Source organism: Pseudomonas sp. B26(2017) (assembly GCF_002113045.1).
Classification (GTDB): Bacteria; Pseudomonadota; Gammaproteobacteria; order Pseudomonadales; family Pseudomonadaceae; genus Aquipseudomonas.
The window spans coordinates 167301-184180 of sequence record NZ_NEJJ01000002.1; the positions used below are offsets into that span (position 1 = coordinate 167301).

Annotated in this window: 15 protein-coding genes; 7 read left to right on the forward strand and 8 right to left on the reverse strand. The window is 61.7% G+C overall.

What is annotated here, in order from left to right:
- Positions 1-30: 30 nt before the first annotated feature.
- Positions 31-504 carry an Lrp/AsnC family transcriptional regulator gene (locus CAF79_RS03790; RefSeq protein ID WP_007954205.1) on the forward strand — a complete coding sequence of 158 codons (474 nt, stop codon included), beginning with the start codon at positions 31-33 and terminating at the stop codon, positions 502-504.
- A 37-nt stretch (positions 505-541) separates the two neighbouring features.
- Here CAF79_RS03790 and lpdA read toward each other — a convergent pair whose 3' ends face one another.
- Positions 542-1942 carry a dihydrolipoyl dehydrogenase gene (lpdA, locus tag CAF79_RS03795; RefSeq protein ID WP_085696672.1) on the reverse strand — a complete coding sequence of 467 codons (1401 nt, stop codon included), beginning with the start codon at positions 1940-1942 and terminating at the stop codon, positions 542-544.
- A gap of 209 nt (positions 1943-2151) precedes the next feature.
- On the opposite strand from lpdA, the gene hflK (CAF79_RS03800) reads away from it, so the two are divergent.
- The 5 genes from hflK (CAF79_RS03800) to cfaB all read left to right on the forward strand — a co-directional run bounded on the left by hflK (CAF79_RS03800) (position 2152) and on the right by cfaB (position 9465).
- Entirely contained in the window at positions 2152-4098 is a 1947-nt protein-coding gene (gene hflK / locus CAF79_RS03800; RefSeq protein WP_085696674.1) for a protease modulator HflK, read from the forward strand.
- Positions 4095-5141 carry a protease modulator HflC gene (gene hflC, locus CAF79_RS03805; protein WP_085696676.1) on the forward strand — a complete coding sequence of 349 codons (1047 nt, stop codon included), beginning with the start codon at positions 4095-4097 and terminating at the stop codon, positions 5139-5141. Before hflK (CAF79_RS03800) ends, hflC begins: the two co-directional genes overlap by 4 nt.
- Positions 5138-6196 (forward strand): protease modulator HflK, encoded by a 1059-nt coding sequence (hflK, locus tag CAF79_RS03810; RefSeq protein ID WP_085696678.1) that lies wholly within the window; start codon positions 5138-5140, stop codon positions 6194-6196. The genes hflC and hflK (CAF79_RS03810) overlap by 4 nt, the downstream gene beginning before the upstream one ends.
- Entirely contained in the window at positions 6193-8100 is a 1908-nt protein-coding gene (locus CAF79_RS03815) for a heavy metal translocating P-type ATPase (RefSeq protein WP_085696680.1), read from the forward strand. Before hflK (CAF79_RS03810) ends, CAF79_RS03815 begins: the two co-directional genes overlap by 4 nt.
- A gap of 177 nt (positions 8101-8277) precedes the next feature.
- Positions 8278-9465 carry a C17 cyclopropane fatty acid synthase CfaB gene (gene cfaB / locus CAF79_RS03820; RefSeq protein WP_085696682.1) on the forward strand — a complete coding sequence of 396 codons (1188 nt, stop codon included), beginning with the start codon at positions 8278-8280 and terminating at the stop codon, positions 9463-9465.
- A 2-nt stretch (positions 9466-9467) separates the two neighbouring features.
- On the opposite strand, the gene cls is transcribed toward cfaB, so the two are convergent.
- Positions 9468-10907 (reverse strand): cardiolipin synthase, encoded by a 1440-nt coding sequence (gene cls / locus CAF79_RS03825; protein ID WP_085696684.1) that lies wholly within the window; start codon positions 10905-10907, stop codon positions 9468-9470.
- Positions 10908-11053: 146 nt separating this feature from the next.
- Between cls and CAF79_RS03830 the strand changes: the two genes are divergently transcribed.
- Positions 11054-11572, forward strand: a complete 519-nt coding sequence (locus tag CAF79_RS03830) for a DUF3617 domain-containing protein (RefSeq protein WP_007954220.1) — start codon at positions 11054-11056, stop codon at positions 11570-11572.
- Positions 11573-11617: 45 nt separating this feature from the next.
- Here CAF79_RS03830 and CAF79_RS03835 read toward each other — a convergent pair whose 3' ends face one another.
- Genes CAF79_RS03835 through folE2 form a run of 6 tightly spaced genes read right to left on the reverse strand, consistent with a single transcriptional unit; the run spans position 11618 to position 16830 of the window.
- Positions 11618-12955, reverse strand: a complete 1338-nt coding sequence (locus CAF79_RS03835) for a dihydroorotase (protein ID WP_085696686.1) — start codon at positions 12953-12955, stop codon at positions 11618-11620.
- A gap of 3 nt (positions 12956-12958) precedes the next feature.
- Positions 12959-13519, reverse strand: coding sequence for a carbonate dehydratase (locus tag CAF79_RS03840; RefSeq protein ID WP_011336655.1), 561 nt, complete (start codon positions 13517-13519; stop codon positions 12959-12961).
- On the reverse strand, positions 13516-14391 hold the full coding sequence (locus CAF79_RS03845) for a metal ABC transporter substrate-binding protein (RefSeq protein ID WP_085696688.1): 876 nt from the start codon (positions 14389-14391) through the stop codon (positions 13516-13518). The genes CAF79_RS03840 and CAF79_RS03845 overlap by 4 nt, the downstream gene beginning before the upstream one ends.
- A gap of 11 nt (positions 14392-14402) precedes the next feature.
- Entirely contained in the window at positions 14403-15269 is an 867-nt protein-coding gene (locus tag CAF79_RS03850; protein ID WP_085696690.1) for a metal ABC transporter permease, read from the reverse strand.
- Positions 15269-15937: a metal ABC transporter ATP-binding protein gene (locus tag CAF79_RS03855; protein WP_085696692.1), complete on the reverse strand. Its 669-nt coding sequence runs from the start codon at positions 15935-15937 to the stop codon at positions 15269-15271. The genes CAF79_RS03850 and CAF79_RS03855 overlap by 1 nt, the downstream gene beginning before the upstream one ends.
- The gene (gene folE2 / locus CAF79_RS03860) at positions 15934-16830 is read right to left on the reverse strand and encodes a GTP cyclohydrolase FolE2 (RefSeq protein WP_085696694.1); all 897 of its coding nucleotides are present in this window, start codon (positions 16828-16830) and stop codon (positions 15934-15936) included. Before folE2 ends, CAF79_RS03855 begins: the two co-directional genes overlap by 4 nt.
- Between the last annotated feature and the right edge of the window lie 50 nt (positions 16831-16880).

The window sequence follows — 16880 nt, forward strand, 5'->3', positions numbered from 1 at the left end:
CACCGCCTAAACCATCAGGATCTGCCAACCATGAAACTGGATGCCTTCGACCGCAAGATTCTCGCCGCGCTGCAACGGGACGGGCGCCTTAGCAATGTGCAGCTGGCTGATGAAATCGGTCTGTCGGCATCGCCGTGCCTGCGCCGGGTGCGCATGCTCGAAGAGGCCGGAGTCATTCGCGGTTATCAGGCCAATCTGGATCGTGATGAAGTGGGGTTGGGGCTGACGGTGTTTGTCGGGGTCAAGGTCGAGCGCCACAACGATGAACAGGCTGAGGCGTTCCACCGGGCGGTGACGGCGTTGCCGGAGGTGATTTCGGCGTTCCTGGTGTCCGGAGAATCAGACTTTCTGCTGCAAGTGGTGGTGCCGGACCTGCGCGCTTATGACCGCTTCCTCACCGGATGTCTGTTGAAGCTGCCGGGGGTGAGCGATATCCGCAGCAATTTTGCGATCCACACAGTGAAGACGCCCGGCGCGTTACCGCTGGGGCATCTGCCGTCCTGATACTTCCCGCATTGCGCGGGAAGTATTCGCACAGTGCTTACATCTGCGTCGCCATCCCCTCGACATTCATTGCCGCCTGACGCAACGCTTCGGAGCGGGTTGGATGCGGGTGACAGGTCAGCGCGATGTCTTCGGCCGAGGCGCTGAATTCCATGGCCACGCAGAACTCACCGATCATTTCACTGACGCTCGGCCCGACCAGATGCACGCCGAGGACTTCGTCGGTGCGCTCATCGGCGATGACCTTGGCAAAGCCCTCGGTCTCGTGATTGATCTTCGCCCGGCTGTTGGCGGTGAACGGGAATTTGCCGACCTTGTACGCCCGGCCTTCGGCCTTCAGCTGCTCTTCGGTCTTGCCGACGCTGGCCAGTTCCGGGCGGGTGTAGATCACGTTGGGGATCAGGTCGTAATTGACCTCGCCGGCCTTGCCGACGATCTGCTCGATGCAGGCCATGGCTTCGTCTTCGGCCTTGTGCGCGAGCATCGGCCCGGACGTCACGTCGCCAATCACCCACACGCCGGGTGCTTCGGTGCGATGCTGTTTATTGGCGAGCATGCCGCGTTTGTCGGTGCTCAGGCCGACATTTTCCAGGCCCAGGCCCTGGGTGTACGGACGCCGACCAATGGCCACCAGCACGTAATCGGCTTCGAGGATTTCCGCGCTGCCGCCAGCGGCGGGTTCGACGCTGAGCTGTACGCCAGTGGCCGAGGAGGTGGCGCTGGTCACTTTCGAGCTCAACTTGAAGCTGATGCCCTGTTTGCTCAGCGAGCGTTGCAGGGTTTTGCCGGCTTCGCCGTCGACGCCGGGGCAGATGCGGTCTAAGTATTCCACCACGGTTACCTGCGCGCCGAGCCGGCGCCAGACCGAGCCAAGTTCGAGGCCGATCACGCCCGCGCCGATCACTACCAGATGTTTGGGTACTTCATTCAGGGACAGCGCGCCGGTTGAGTCGAGGATGCGCTTATTGTCGATCTCCACACCGGGCAGGGGAGTGGGCTCGGAGCCGGTGGCGATGACGATGTCCTTGGCGGTGAGCTCGATCCGGCTGCCCTGATCGCCGGTCACGCTGACTTTTCCGGGGCCGTCGATATGGCCCCAGCCCTTGATCCAGTCGACTTTGTTTTTGCGGAACAGAAATTCGATGCCTTTGGTCAGGCCGCTCACGCTTTCGTCTTTCTGCTTCATCATTTGCGCAAGGTTGAGCGTGGGTTTGACCTCGATGCCGAGGTTGGCGAACTCCGCACCCAGCGCCGCTTCGTACAGCTCGGACGCGTGCAAAAGCGCCTTTGACGGCATGCAGCCGACGTTCAGGCAGGTGCCACCCAGCGTGGCGCGGCCCTCGACACACGCGGCCTTGAGGCCCAACTGGCCGGCGCGGATCGCTGCGTTATAACCGCCGGGGCCGCCGCCCAGAATCACCACGTCATAGTTGCTCATGCTCTCACTCCTGGCTTAAGGATGCGGATCGGTAAAAGTAGTTCCCACTGAAAATTACGAACGTAATATGTGCGTTTCCAGACATTTCGGTCAAGGCTTCAGGCAAGCGACAGGTTGCGCATCTTTGAATGGCGCAAATGAGTACAAATATTTCACGACTTTCGTTATATCGTAACGATATGTGTGGAAAGCCAAGGGTTTTGGGGGATATGCAAGTCGATCTGGATGAAGGCACGCCGGTGACCGCGATGCCGCGCTTTCAGCAAGCGGCGACGCAGGGCCGGCGTTTGCGTCGCCTGGCGATCGGTCTGGGCGTGTTGGCCGGGGCGGGATGGGGGCTGGCATTTTTCGTCGGCCTGTTTGCGCCGCAATCGCTGTGGCCCGCATTGCTGGTCAATCAGAGCGCGGCGTTGCTGGTGCTGGTGGCCGGGTTGCAATCGGCGTGGTGGGTGACGCGCTGGCGGGCGCGGGTGATCAATCCCGTCGTGCCGGTGACGGCTGCTGAGGAACCAGCGCCGGAAGGCTGGTACGAGCGCCTGCTGGATCGCATGAGCCAGCGCAGTCTGCACCTGCTCAGGCAGATTGGCGCGGCCACATTGTGGTTGGGCGGGTGGTCGGTACTGGTGCTGTTGAGCATCGAGCAAATATGGAATCTGGCGTTGCCGGCGGCGGGTGTGGGCTTGTCTGCCACGGTTGGCGCGGCCATCGCTTTGCTCCTGGCATTCGCTCTGCTGGTGCTGGAGCGGCAACTGGCGCAGGAAAACCCGGCGCAATGGCCCGAGGCCGGAGCGCTGGCGCAACTGACGCGAGTGGCGATCATCAGTCTGGTGTTGGGCGCGTTGTGCCTGCTTTTCGCCAGTGAGAGTGCAATCTGGCCGGTGCGTCTGGCAGTGTTTATCGGCATTCTGCCGGGACTGGTTGCCCTGGAATTACTGCTGCGTGCGCTGCTGTCGCTGTTCAGCCCGCGCCGCGATCAACTCGAACCGGCGTTGCTGGCGCGCAGTTTCGTCGCCGATTTGCTGCGCTGGCCGCCACAACCGTTGCTCGCATTGCAGCACGAATTGCACAACCGTTTCGGCATCGATCTGCGTCAGATCTGGGCCTTCAGTTACATGCGTCGCGCCTTCTTGCCGGTGTTGCTACTGGTGGCAGCGGTGGGCTGGCTGCTCACCGGCCTTCACGAAATTCCGCTGCAAAGCCGTGGCATCTACGAGCGCTTCGGCAAACCGGTGCAGGTTTTCGGTCCGGGTTTGCACACCGGTTTACCCTGGCCGCTGGGGCGCGTGCTGAATGTTGAAAATGGTGTTGTGCACGAACTGGCGACCAGCGTCGGCGAGAACCCGACGCCCGCGCAGTTGGACCCGGCAGAAGGGCCGGCGCCTCTCACCGCGAATCGTTTGTGGGACGCCAGCCACGTCAACGACAAGTCTCAGGTTATCGCCAGCAGCCGTGGCGATCAGCAGAGCTTTCAGATCGTCAACATGGATGTGCGCTTCGTCTACCGCATCGGCCTGAGCGATCAAGCCGCGCTGGCCGCCACCTACAACAGCGCCGATGTGCCGATGCTGATCCGCAGCACCGCCAGCCGGATTCTGGTGCATGACTTTGCCTCGCGTACTCTCGACGGATTGCTTGGCGAGGACAGGACCGGGCTCGCCGAAGAAATCGGCCGCGCCGTGCAAAGCGATCTGCAGAAACTCGACAGCGGCGTGGAAATTCTCGCCACGGTGGTCGAAGCGATCCACCCGCCGGCAGGGGCGGCCAATGCCTATCACAGTGTGCAAGCGGCACAGATCGGCGCTCAGGCATTGATCTCCCGCGAGCGCGGCGCTGCTGCCGAAGCGAGTAACCAGGCGCAGTTGCAGGCCAGTCTCGCTCGGGATCAGGCCAGTGCCAACGCCCACGAAATCAATGCCACGGCCCAGGCGGCGGACCTGAAATTCAGCGCCGAACAAAAGGCCTACGCCAGCGCCGGCCAAGCCTTCGTGCTGGAGCAATACCTCAGCCAACTCAGCCAGGGTTTGAGCAAAGCCAAACTGTTGGTACTCGACCATCGCCTGGGCGGCAGCAGTAACGCACCGACCATCGACCTGCGTACGTTCACGCTGCCGGCAGACCCGGCGCGCACCACCGCTCAGCCAGGAGCCACCCATTGAGCCAGTCGCACACTCACGATCACCATGACCACAGCGGCCACGATCATGCTCATGGCGGCGGTCATCACCATCACGGGCATCATCACCATCACCACGGCGCGCCGGAAGAGGCGGGGCCTTTTCCCTGGAAACGCATGGGTTGGGCAGCGTTACTGGTGGCCTTTGCCATCGCGGCGGCAAGCCTGGTGCAAGTGCGCTCCGGTGAAGCCACGGTCATCACGCGGTTTGGCAACCCGTCCCGCGTGTTGCTGGAACCGGGTCTGAGCTGGCGCTGGCCGGCACCGTTCGAAGCGGCGATTCCGGTAGACCTGCGTTTGCGCACGACCTCCAGTGGCTTGCAGGACGTCGGCACCCGCGATGGTTTGCGCATCATCGTTCAGGCGTACGTCGCCTGGCAGGTACAAGGCGACCCCGACAACGTGCAGCGCTTCATGCGCGCCGTGCAAAACCAGCCGGACGAAGCGGCGCGGCAGATTCGGACGTTTGTCGGCTCGGCGCTGGAAACCACGGCCAGCAGTTTCGATCTGGCCAATCTGGTGAACACCGATGCCAGTCAGGTTCGCATCGCCGATTTTGAAGCGCAGCTGCGTCAGCAAATCGATCAGCAACTGCTCGCCACTTACGGGGTGCGCGTGGTGCAGGTGGGCATCGAACGGCTGACATTGCCATCGGTGACCTTGACTGCAACGGTTGACCGGATGCGTGCCGAGCGTGAAACCATCGCCACCGAACGCACCGCTGTCGGCAAGCGTGAAGCGGCGCAAATCCGCTCCGCCGCTGAACGCGATGCGCGAATCGTGCAAGCCGATGCCACGGTGAAAGCCGCCGATATCGAAGCCCAATCGCGGGTGGAAGCGGCGCAGATTTACGGACGTGCTTACGCCGGTTCGCCGCAGCTGTACAACTTGCTGCGTTCGCTGGACACCCTGGGCACCATCGTTTCGCCAGACACCAAGCTGATCCTGCGCACCGACGCCGCGCCATTCCGGGTGTTGGTCGACGGTCCGCCCAATCTCGACAGCAAAAGCGGAACGCAGCCATGAATGAAGTTCCACGTGGAACACATTCGCTGAACAGTCCCTGGATTCAAGCGGGACGTCTGGCGTTTTTCGCCCTGTACGCGGTAACCGTGCTCGCGGCGTTGGCCTGGGCATTTTCCAATGTGCGGCAGATTGACCCGCAAAATCGCGCGATGGTTTTGCATTTCGGAGCGTTGGATCGCATTCAGAATGCCGGGTTGCTATTGGCGTGGCCGCAGCCGTTTGAACAGGTAATTTTGTTGCCGGCGGCGGATCGGGTCATTGAACGACGGGTGGAAAATCTGCTGCGCAGTGATCAGGCCGTGCGGGCGGATCGCGTCGCGACCTTCGCCACACCGCTGAGTGACGCGCTGGCCGGTTCCGGTTATCTGCTCACCGGTGATGCCGGCGTTGTGCAGCTGGATGTGCGGGTGTTCTACAAGGTCACCGATCCCTATGACTTTGTGCTGCAAGGCGAACATGTTTTGCCGGCACTGGATCGAGTGGTGACGCGAAGCGCGGTTGCGCTGACGGCTGCGCGGGATCTGGACACCATTCTGGTGGCGCGGCCCGAGTTGATCGGCGCTGACAATCAGGCCGCCGAACGTCGCGAACGGTTGCGCGGTGATCTGGTGCAAGGCATCAACCGACGTCTCGCCGAGTTGAAGGCGAGCGGTCAGGGCATCGGCATCGAAGTGGCGCGGGTCGATGTGCAATCGAGCCTGCCGGAGCCGGCGGTGAGTGCTTTCAACGCCGTCCTCACCGCCAGCCAGCAAGCCGACAAGGCGGTCGCCAATGCCCGCACGGACGCTGAAAAGCTGACCCAGTCCGCCAACGAACAGGCCGACCGCACGCTGCAAGTCGCCCACGCCCAGGCCGGTGAGCGCCTGGCCAAAGCCTCCGCCGACACGGCGACGGTGCTGAGTCTGGCCAAGGCGCAACAGCAGGGCACTGACCCACAAATGCTGTTGCGTTTGTACCGCGAGCGGATGCCGAAGATTCTCGGCCAGGCCGGTTCGGTGACCACGGTCGATCCGAAAGACGATTCACGCCTGATCATTCAGGGAGCCAGCCAATGACTGCCACCACCTCCGCTCCGAGCCTGTTGTCTTCGGCCGAACAACGCCGCGCCGCGCGCCAGTTGACCCTGGCGATGCTCGCCCTCGGCTTGCTTGGTCTTGGACTGATCTGGCGCTGGTTGATGCCGGAACAGACCGGCGTCAGTCAGTTGTTGCTCGGATTTGCTTCTTTATTGGTCGCGGTGCCGGTGATGCGTTCTGCGTGGTTCAGCCTGCGTTATCCGAGCCTGCACGGCATCACTGATCAATTGATCGCCCTGGCGATGATCGGGGCCTGGGCCACGGGCGATCTGCTCACCGCTGCGCTGTTGCCGATCATCATGATCTTCGGCCATGTGCTGGAAGAGCGCAGTGTGATCGGCTCCCAGGAAGCGATTCATGCCCTCGGCCAACTGACGCGCAGCCATGCGCGCAAGGTGCAGGCGGACGGCTCGGTCATCGAAGTCGACAATGGTGCGCTCAAGGCCGGCGACAAAGTTGAAGTGCGCGCCGGCGATCGCGTGCCGGCGGACGGTCGGGTGGTGTCCGGTCAGGCCAGCCTCGATACGGCGTCGATCACCGGTGAGTCGGTGCCGGTGGAGGCGGTTGTCGGCATGGCAGTGTTCGGCGGCGCGATCAACCTCGACGGGTTGCTGCGAATTGAAGTGACCCGTACCGGGGATGAGTCGACTCTCGGCAAGGTCATCGCGCTGATGCAAAACGCCGAACGCTCCAAGCCGCCGATCACCCGTTTGCTCGAACGCTATGCCGGCAGTTACATGGTGCTGGTGTTGTTGCTTGCGGCAGTCACCTGGTTCATCACCAACGATGCACAGGCGATGCTCGCGGTGCTGGTGGCGGCATGCCCTTGCGCGCTGGTGTTGTCGGCGCCGGCCACGGCGATTGCCGGAGTGGCGGTAGCCGCTCGGCACGGGATTCTGATCCGCAGTTCGGCGTTCCTGGAGGAATTGGCTGATCTCACTTCGCTGGTCGTCGACAAGACCGGCACCCTGACTTACGGCACGCTGCGCTTGCAGTCGATCAGCAGCCCGCGAGCGGATCACGGATCGGTAATGGCACTGGCCGCGAGCCTGGGCGCGGCGAGCAGCCATCCTGTCAGCCGCGCGCTGGCCGGACTGGTCAGGGCGGAAGAGGTGTTGGTGCTGACCGATATTCATGAGCGGCAGGGGTTGGGCGTAGTGGCCCAAACCGCGCAAGGCGAGGCCGCACTCGGGCGCCCGGAGCTGTTTGCGCAGTTGGGCATCCCGACCACCGCGATCCCCGAACACGATGGCCCGATTGCCGGATTGGCATTGAATGGCGAATTTCTCGCCTGGCTGTTGCTGGCCGACACCGTCAAACCGGAAGCGCGATTTGCGTTGAGCGAGCTGCGTGACCTCGGGCTGGGGAGGCAACTGTTGTTAACCGGTGACCGGCAGAGCGTTGCGCAAACCCTGGCCAAGGACGTCGGCCTGCACGAAGTAGAAGCCCAGGCGTTGCCCGAAGACAAACTCAACCGAGTGCTCAAGGAAATCGATAACGGCTTCCGGCCGATGGTGGTCGGCGACGGGATCAACGATTCGCTGGCGCTCAAGGCAGGTGTCGTCGGGGTGGCGATGGGCGCGGGCGGCGCGGACATTGCGTTGGCGTCAGCCGACATCGTGCTGATCGGCAGTGACCTGCGTCGGCTCGGCACCTGTGTGCGCCTGAGTCGTCAGTGCCGGAAAACCTTGCAGGTGAACGTGATCATCGGTCTGGGCTGGACGCTGGCCATCGTGGTATTCGCGGCCTTCGGCTGGCTCGGTGCGGCGGGCGCGATGATCGCTGCATTGCTGCACAACCTGAGCACGCTGCTGGTGCTGGGCAATGCTGGCCGGCTGCTGCGTTTTCAGGAGCCGCTGCTGAAATTGAAGGCGTCGGACTGATCATTTTTCGAACTGTGCGCCGCTCTCGCAGTCATTTGAGCAGGCGCACTGAAACACGGATGACCGCGCGGTGACAGCCGCTGTGGCTGATAGTCGGCGACTATCAGATCGATAGCCTGCTAATTTTCAAGGATGGTCTACCCTCAGATCAGACGTCTGAAACCAGGGGGATATTCCATGCTCGCGCAACTTCCACCGGCCTTACAGAATCTGCAGCTTCCGCTTCGCCTGCGACTCTGGGACGGCCATGAATTCAATCTGGGCCCGACGCCCAGCGTCACCATCGTGGTCAAGGACCCGTTGATGGTGTCCCAGTTGACCCATCCAAGCCTCGACGCGCTGGGGGCGGCGTTCGTCGAGGGCAAGCTCGAACTGGAGGGGTCGATCAGCGAGGTCATCCGGGTGTGCGATGAGTTGAGCTCCGCGCTGCTCGATGAAGACGAAGACAGTCACCCGGTGCGCACGCTCCACGACAAGGAAACCGACGCCAAGGCCATCTCCTATCACTACGATCTGTCCAACGCGTTCTACCAGCTGTGGCTGGACAGCGACATGGCGTATTCCTGCGCGTATTTCGAAACCGGCAGCGAAACCCTTGAGCAGGCGCAACAGGCCAAGTTCCGGCACCTGTGTCGCAAGCTGCGTTTGCAGCCGGGTGATTACCTGCTGGACGTCGGTTGCGGCTGGGGCGGTCTGGCGCGTTACGCCGCCCGTGAGTTCGGCGCCAAGGTCTTCGGTATCACCCTGAGCAAGGAACAACTGGCGCTGGCTCGTGAGCGGGTCAAGGCTGAAGGCCTGGAAGACCAGATCGAACTGCAGCTGCTTGACTACCGCGACCTGCCTCAGGATGGTCGTTTCGACAAAGTGGTCAGCGTCGGCATGTTCGAACACGTCGGCCACGCCAACCTCGCCGAATACTGCAAAACCCTGTTCGGCGCGGTGAAAGAGGGCGGTCTGGTGATGAACCACGGCATCACCGCCAAGCACACCGATGGCCGTCCGGTGGGGCGCGGTGCCGGGGATTTCATCGAGAAGTACGTGTTCCCCAACGGCGAGCTGCCGCACCTGGCGATGATCTCGGCCGAGATCAGCGAAGCGGGTCTGGAGATTGTCGACGTCGAAAGTCTGCGTCTGCATTACGCGCGCACCCTGGACCACTGGAGCGAACGGCTGGAGGACAATCTTGAAGCCGCCGCGAAACTGGTGCCGGAGCAGGCGCTGCGTATCTGGCGTCTGTACCTGGCGGGCTGCGCTTACGCATTCGCTCGCGGCTGGATCAACCTGCACCAGATTCTCGCCGTGAAAGCCCATGCCGACGGCGGCCATGAACTGCCGTGGACCAGGGACGACATCTACAACCCTTGAACCTAGAGAATCGGTGAAATCAGCCGGGCGATCCGCATGCCGACCTGTTGCAGGCGATGGATCTCCCGGCTTTCTTCTTTGGCGACCTCGTAGGCTTGGGCGAAGTCGTCATTGAGCATCTGTTCCACGCTGGCGGCGAATTCGCTGTCGACGGTCAGCAGCATCACTTCGAAATTCAGCCGGAACGAGCGGTTGTCCAGATTGGCGCTGCCGATGGCGCTGATTTCGCTGTCGATCAACACCACTTTTTGATGCAGGAATCCCGGTTCATAGCGGAATACCCGCACGCCGGCGCGCACCGCTTCGAACGCGTACAGGCTGGATGCGGCGTAGACGATGCGGTGGTCGGGACGCGAAGGCAGCAGCAGACGCACATCGACCCCGCGCAATACCGCGAGGCGTAATGCGGCGAACACGGCTTCGTCGGGAATGAAGTAGGGGCTGGTGATCCACACGCGCTCGGTGGCGGCGTGGATGGCTTCGACGAAGAACAGCGAGCAGGTTTCGTAGGCATCCGCCGGGCCACTGGCGAGTAATTGGCAAAGTACGCCGTCCTCCGGGTAGGCGTCCGGCAGGATCAGCGGCGGCAATGACCGCGCGGCCCAGAACCAGTCTTCGGCAAATGACTCCTGCATGCACGCGACCACCGGGCCGCGCACCTGGACGTGGGTATCGCGCCACGGTGCCAGCGGTGGTTTTTCACCCATGTACTCGTCGCCGACGTTGTGGCCGCCGACAAACCCGATCAGCCCGTCGACCACCACGATCTTGCGGTGGTTGCGGAAATTCACCTGGAAACGATTGAGCCAGCCGCCGCGGGTGGCGAATGCTTTGACCTCGACGCCGCCATCGCGCAGCGCCTGCACGTAGCTGTGGGGCAGGGCGTGGCTGCCGATGCGGTCATAGAGCAAATGGATCACCACGCCTTCGGCCGCTTTTTTCAGCAACAGGTCACGCAGGCGCTGACCGAGTCGATCGTCGTGAATGATAAAAAACTGGATCAGCACGGCTTCCCGCGCCTGGTCGATTGCGTGGAAAATCGCCTCGAAGGTGGCGGCACCGTTGATCAGCAATCGCACTTCATTGTTGGCCAGGCACGGCATGCGCCCCAGTTTCGGCATCGCCCGCAACGAGTCATACGCATTCGAGGCGCGGGCGGTCAGGGCTTCTTCCACCCACGGCCGCCAGTTGAGTTCGGAAATCGCCTGGCGCATCTGTTCGTTGGCCTGGCGGCGGGCCTTGATGTAGCCATCGAAGGTGCTGCGGCCGAACACCAGATACGGGATGAGGGTGAGGTAGGGAATGAAGATCAGCGACAGCGCCCAGGCAATCGAGCCTTGTGCCGTGCGTACGGTCAATACGGCATGGATCGCAGCGATCGAGCCGAGGGTGTGTATCAGGGCGATCAGGTAACCGAAGATGTGCGGTCCGAAATAATCCATGGGGCAACCTTGCTCCTGAAGATTCAATGCTTAACAGACCATGTTCCAGGGCGATTGTCGCTATTTGTTTTCAAGTCGCCAGCGTCCGCCATGAACCGAAACAGGCGGCCGGCGTCTAAAGGCCACTACTGATCAGGAGTTTTTCAATGAACGTTCGTCTGCTGGGTTTGGCGCTGGGCCTGGGTTTGGCCTTGCCGGTGGTTGCTCAGGCGCAAATGCTGCAGCCGGGGTTGTGGGAAATGACGTCGAGCAATGTGAAGGTCGATGATCAGGTGATGGATGTGCAGTCGATCCTCGGCCAGATTCAGGGCCAGATCACTCCGCAACAACGGGCTGAACTGGAGAAGCAGGGGATCAACATCGGCGGCAAGGGCATTCGCGCCTGTCTGACGCCGCAGCAGGTGGCGACCAACGATATTCCACTGGCGGATCCACAGTCGGGCTGCAAGCAGCAGATCACCGAGCGTGTCGGCAACCAGTGGAAATTCCGCTTCAGTTGCCCGAAAGCCCAAGGCACCGGTGTCGCGACGTTCCTCAGTGACCGCGAGTTCACCACCGTCGCCAACGGTACTTTCAACGCCATCGGGATCAACCAGAAGGGCAGTCTGGAAACCCGGGCAGTCTGGCTGGGTCAGGATTGCGGTACGGTCAAACCGAGAGCGTAACGTCACTGTCGAAACCGCCTCCACATCGAGTGGAGGCGGTTTTTTTCAGCGCATGAACCGCAGCGGCAATCCCTGACAGTTGTCATGGATCCGATGGTCATGCCACGCAATCTGCCCCGATACCACCGTCGTGCTGACCCGATGCCGAAAGCTGCGCTGAGCGAACGGCGTCCAGCCGCATTGCGACAGAACCGGCTGGCGTGACACCGCGACACCCTTGGGCTCCGGTTGCACCAACACCAGATCCGCCCAATACCCCTCACGCAAATAGCCGCGATCCGGAATGGCAAACAGATCCGCCACCCGGTGACTGGTCTTGGCCACCAGTGTGGTGATCGGCAGCACGCCATCCGCCACCAGTTCCAACAACGCCGGCAGCGCGTGTTGCACCAGTGGCAGCCCGGACGGCGCCTGTTCATACGCTTGCTGTTTTTCCGCCCAGGTGTGCGGCGCATGATCGCTGCCGATCACGTCCAGCCGATTGCTTAGCAGTGCCTGGCGCAGGGCGTCGCGATCGCTTTGGGACTTGATCGCCGGATTGCATTTGATCAGGTTGCCGAGGTTCGGATAGTCACGGTCATCGAACAGTAGATGGTGCAGGCAGACTTCGGCGGTGATGCGTTTTTGCGACAGCGGCTTGTCTTCGAACAACGCCAGTTCGCGGGCCGTGGTCAGGTGCAGGACGTGCAGACGAGTGCCGTGACGTTTCGCCAGATCCACTGCCAGAGACGACGAACGAAAGCAGGTATCCGCATTGCGGATCAGCGCGTGGGCATCGGCTGGCAAATGATTGCCGTAGCGCTCACGCAGATTACCGGCATTCACTTTGATGCTCGGCGTGTGTTCACAGTGGGCCAGCAGAATCGTCGGCACTTGCGCGAACAGGCGCTCGAGGGTGTTCGGGTCGTCCACCAGCATGTTGCCGGTGGATGCGCCCATGAACACTTTCACACCGGCCACTTCACAGGGATTGAGCGCCGCGACGGTGTCCAGATTGTCGTGACTGACACCGAAGTGAAAACCGTAGTTGGCCACCGAGGTGATCGCTGCCCGGCGCTTTTTGTCGGCCAGCGCTTCAAGGGTCAGCGTGGCAGGGTTGGTGTTGGGCATGTCCATGAAACTGGTGATGCCCCCAACCACGGCAGCACGGGATTCGGTGTGGATGCTGCCCTTGGCCGGTGCACCCGGCTCGCGAAAATGCACCTGGTCGTCAATCATGCCCGGCAGCAACCATTGGCCGTTGGCGTCGATTTCACGGGTCGCGTTTTCACCTTCGATGCTGCCGGCGATCTTGATGATGCGCCCGTTGCTGACCAACAGATCGGCGTCGAACTGACGACCTTCGTTCACCAGCCGCGCATTGCGAATCAACACACTGCTCATGATTCAGAACTCGTTCTGCAGGGCTTTGTAGCCGCGCACCAGGTCGACGTTGGTACGCGCCACGTCTTCGGAAAACTCGGAGGCGCTGACGCTCACCGGCGGGAATTGCGAGAGGTCGGTACCCGGACCGATGCGGGTGGTGGAGGGCACGTAGAACGCGTCCGGCAGGTCCCGGCCGTCGACCACCGAGTTGTGCCGCACCACGCAACCGTTACCGACCACGCAGTTGAACAGCACGCTGTTGAAGCCGATGAAAACGCGGTCGCCGACCGTGCACGGGCCATGCACGATCGAACGGTGGGCGATGGAGCTGAATTCGCCGATGGTCACCGCTGCGCCGGATTTGGAGTGGATCACCACGCCGTCCTGGATGTTCGAATTGGCGCCGATGGTGATCGGTTCCATCTCGCCCGTGGCGTCCACTTCATCAGCGCGGATCACCGCGTACGGGCCGACGAAAACGTTTTCGCCGATCACCACTTTGCCGCAGATGATCGCGGTTTTATCGACGTAGGCAGACTCGGCAATCTGCGGCAAATCACCGGAAGGATTTTTTCGGATCATGGCTGGCTCAGGGCTTGGTAGAGAGAGTTGAGGTTGTATTCGAACAGCCCGGTGAAGGTGCTGGCCGGACCGTTTGCGGCGAGGGCATCGGAGTACAGCGTGCCGCCGATGTGTGCGCCGCTTTCGTCGGCGATCTGTTTCAGCAGGCGCGCGTCCTTGATGTTTTCCATGAACACCGCTTTGACCTTGGCCTGGCGGATCTGGGTGATCAGCGCGGCGACTTCGGCAGCAGAAGGTTCGCGTTCGGTGGACAGTCCTTGTGGCGCCATGAAGTCGATGCCGTAGGCCTGACCGAGATAACCGAAGGCGTCATGGCTGGTGACGATCTTGCGGTTGCCCGGCGGCAGCGAACCGAGCTTGGTTTTTGCTTGGGCGAGGAGGGCGTAGATCTGTTTCAGATAGGCCTGGCTGTTGCGCTCGTAGTCGGCTTTGTTGGCCGGATCAGCAGCGATCAGCGCCTTGGTAATGTTGGCAACGTACAGCTCGGCGTTTGCCAGGTTGTGCCAGGCGTGAGGGTCGGGGACGGTTTCGCCGTCCTCATCCAGCGAGCGCGGAATCACGCCGCGACTGGCACTGATCACTGGGGCTCTTGTGTTGGTGCTGGCGACCAGCCGATCCAGCCAAGGCTCGAAACCCAGCCCGTTCTTGACGATCAGTTTCGCCTTGAGCAGGGCCTTGGCGTCATCCGGAGTGGGTTCGTAAGTGTGGGCATCAGCGTCAGGGCCGACCATGTCGGTGATCTGGATATGCTCACCGCCGACCTGATGCACCATGTCGGCAAGGATGCTGAAACTGGTGACCACCGGCAGTTTTTCCGCCGCCGATAACGACATCGACAGCATCAGGCTGAACAGCACGAGTAGAGCGCGCATCGGGAAACACCTCATTGGGATGTGAGCAAAGGCGGGCGGCGCAACAGACCGTGAACCGGTCCGAACACCACGGAAAACACATAGCCGCCACCGGCGACCAGCACGATGGCCGGGCCGCTGGGCAGCGAGTAGTAGAACGACAGCAACAGACCGAGCCATACCGATGCGCAGCCAATGAGCGCGGCGATGGCGATCAGGATCGGCAGGCGTCGACTCCAGAAGCGTGAGGCGGCGGCTGGCAGCATCATCAGACCGACCACCATCAGGGCGCCGATGGCCTGGAAACCGATCACCAGGTTGAGCACCACCAGCGTCAGGAACACGCCATGGGCGACGGGGCCGAGTCGGCTGACCGTGCGCAGGAAAAACGGATCGAGCGTGTCGAGGAGCAAGGGTTTGTAGATTAATGCCATGGCCATCAGGCTAAGCGCTGATACCCACAACATGCCGTTAAGGGTTGGCCCGTCGACCGCCAGTGCAGAGCCGAACAGCAGGTGCAGCAAATCCAGTCGCTTGCCGGCGATGCCGAGAATCAGCACGCCGCTCGCCAGCGAGATGGGATAGATGGCCGCGAGGCTGGCGTCTTCGCGCAGGCCGGTGCGTCGAGTGATCCACGCGGCGAGTCCGGCCATGCTCAGCCCGGCACCGAGTCCGCCGAGGGTCAGCGCGGGAAGACTCAGCCCGGCGAACCAGAACCCCAATGCGGCGCCGGGGAGAATGCCGTGGGCGACGGCATCACCGATCAGGCTCATCCGCCGCAGGATCAGGAAAACGCCCAGTGGTGCAGTGCTGCACGCCAATACCAGACCGCCCAGCAAGGCCCGACGCATGAAGACGAACTCGTGGAACGGCTGCCATAAATGACTGAGCGTGAGCATCAGGCCACCTGCGTGTGAGGCGTTTGCTGGATGAGGTCGACGCTGCTGCCGAATGCGCAGCCGCTCGGTTTGATCAGCAAGGTTTGTGGAATGTGTTGGCGTACGGCGGCAAGGTCATGGCAAACCACGACCAGGGTTCGTCCCTGCTCATGCCAGGCGTGCAGGTGTTGCCACAGCAATGTCTGGCCCAGTTCGTCGAGTGCGGCATGAGGTTCGTCGAGCAGCAGCAACGGTGTGTCGGCCAGGCTCAATCGGGCGAGCAGGGCGCGTTGCAGTTCTCCGCCGGAGAGGGCCATCAGGGGACGATGTTCCAGCCCGCTGAGGTGCCAATCTTCGAGTGCGGATTCAAGACGTTGAGCCCTGAGTTGCGATGACAGTCGGCGTCCCCAAAAACCTGCAGCCACCAATTCCTGGAGGCTGATCGGGAACTGTCGATCCAGATGCTGCTGTTGAGGCAGGAAGGACAAACCGCTTTGGCGTGGAACACCCAGTTCGACCTTGCCGGCCAATGGTCGCTGTAACCCGGCGATGACTTTGAGCAGGCTGCTTTTGCCGCTGCCGTTGACGCCGATGATTGCCGTCAGGCTGCCGCTTTCCAGCTTTAGGTCAAGCGGCGCGGTAAGCGGTTGGCCGGGTGCTCCCCAGCTCAGATTCTGGCAACGAATCATGGCTGCTCCCGGCTCCAATGACTCTCGGCGACGGCGTCGTGAGCGTGAAGGCTTTCGGCGTGGATAACTCGAACATGGAATTCGCTGACACCCGGTGAGCGGCGCAGTGCCTGGTTCAGGCGGCGGGCAGCGTCTTCGCAGAACATCAGGTTCTGGCCGTTGGCGAGGGCGAAGGCTTGTTCGTCGGCGCGTTTTACAGCGGTTTGTACAGCGGTGCCGAGGGCTGCTTCGGCGTCGTTGATGATGGATGTCAGAGGCAGTTCATCAATGAATTCATCCAGATGTAGATGCAATTGCGCAGTACTGCGTTGACTGTGAGGTGTGGCGACAATGCCTTGGGTCGAGCCCAACCACGCCAACACATCGGCGTGTTGCAGCGGTTTGTTGGCGAAGTCGTCGACGAATTGTTGCTGGATCAACTGCCTCGCCAATGCCGCGGAACAGGGGCAAGTCGAGGAATACGCGACGTCGATTTTCAGTTCCACGTGGAACACTTTGTTTTTCAGCCGGGCTGAAACAGTGACCGGATAGGTTTTCCATCCTGCCAACGGGCTGACCAATGCCGGCCTTCTGAGCAGTAAATCAGCGTGGATATTGAGATAGGCGGCGTCGGAGAGCTCTTCGTGGCTGTCGAGGAAGCGTTGCAGAACTTGTCGCAGAAGGGCCGGCGAAAGATTCTGCTGCTCCAGCGTTTCCAGCCCCAGATACAGTCGCGACATATGAATGCCGCGTGCGTCTCCATCGTCAAGACTGACGCCTGCATCCGCTTTTGCGGCCAGGCGCTGGCCTTCGATAAACACAGGTAAAGCGATGCCGCACATCCCCACCCATTCGAGAGGCAGGGCCTGGCGAGCGGCTTGAGCCGCGACATCCGGCAAAGTCAGCGCGTTCATGAGCAGTTCCATGATGGTTATTGGATTTGATGTTACATTATAACAATTCA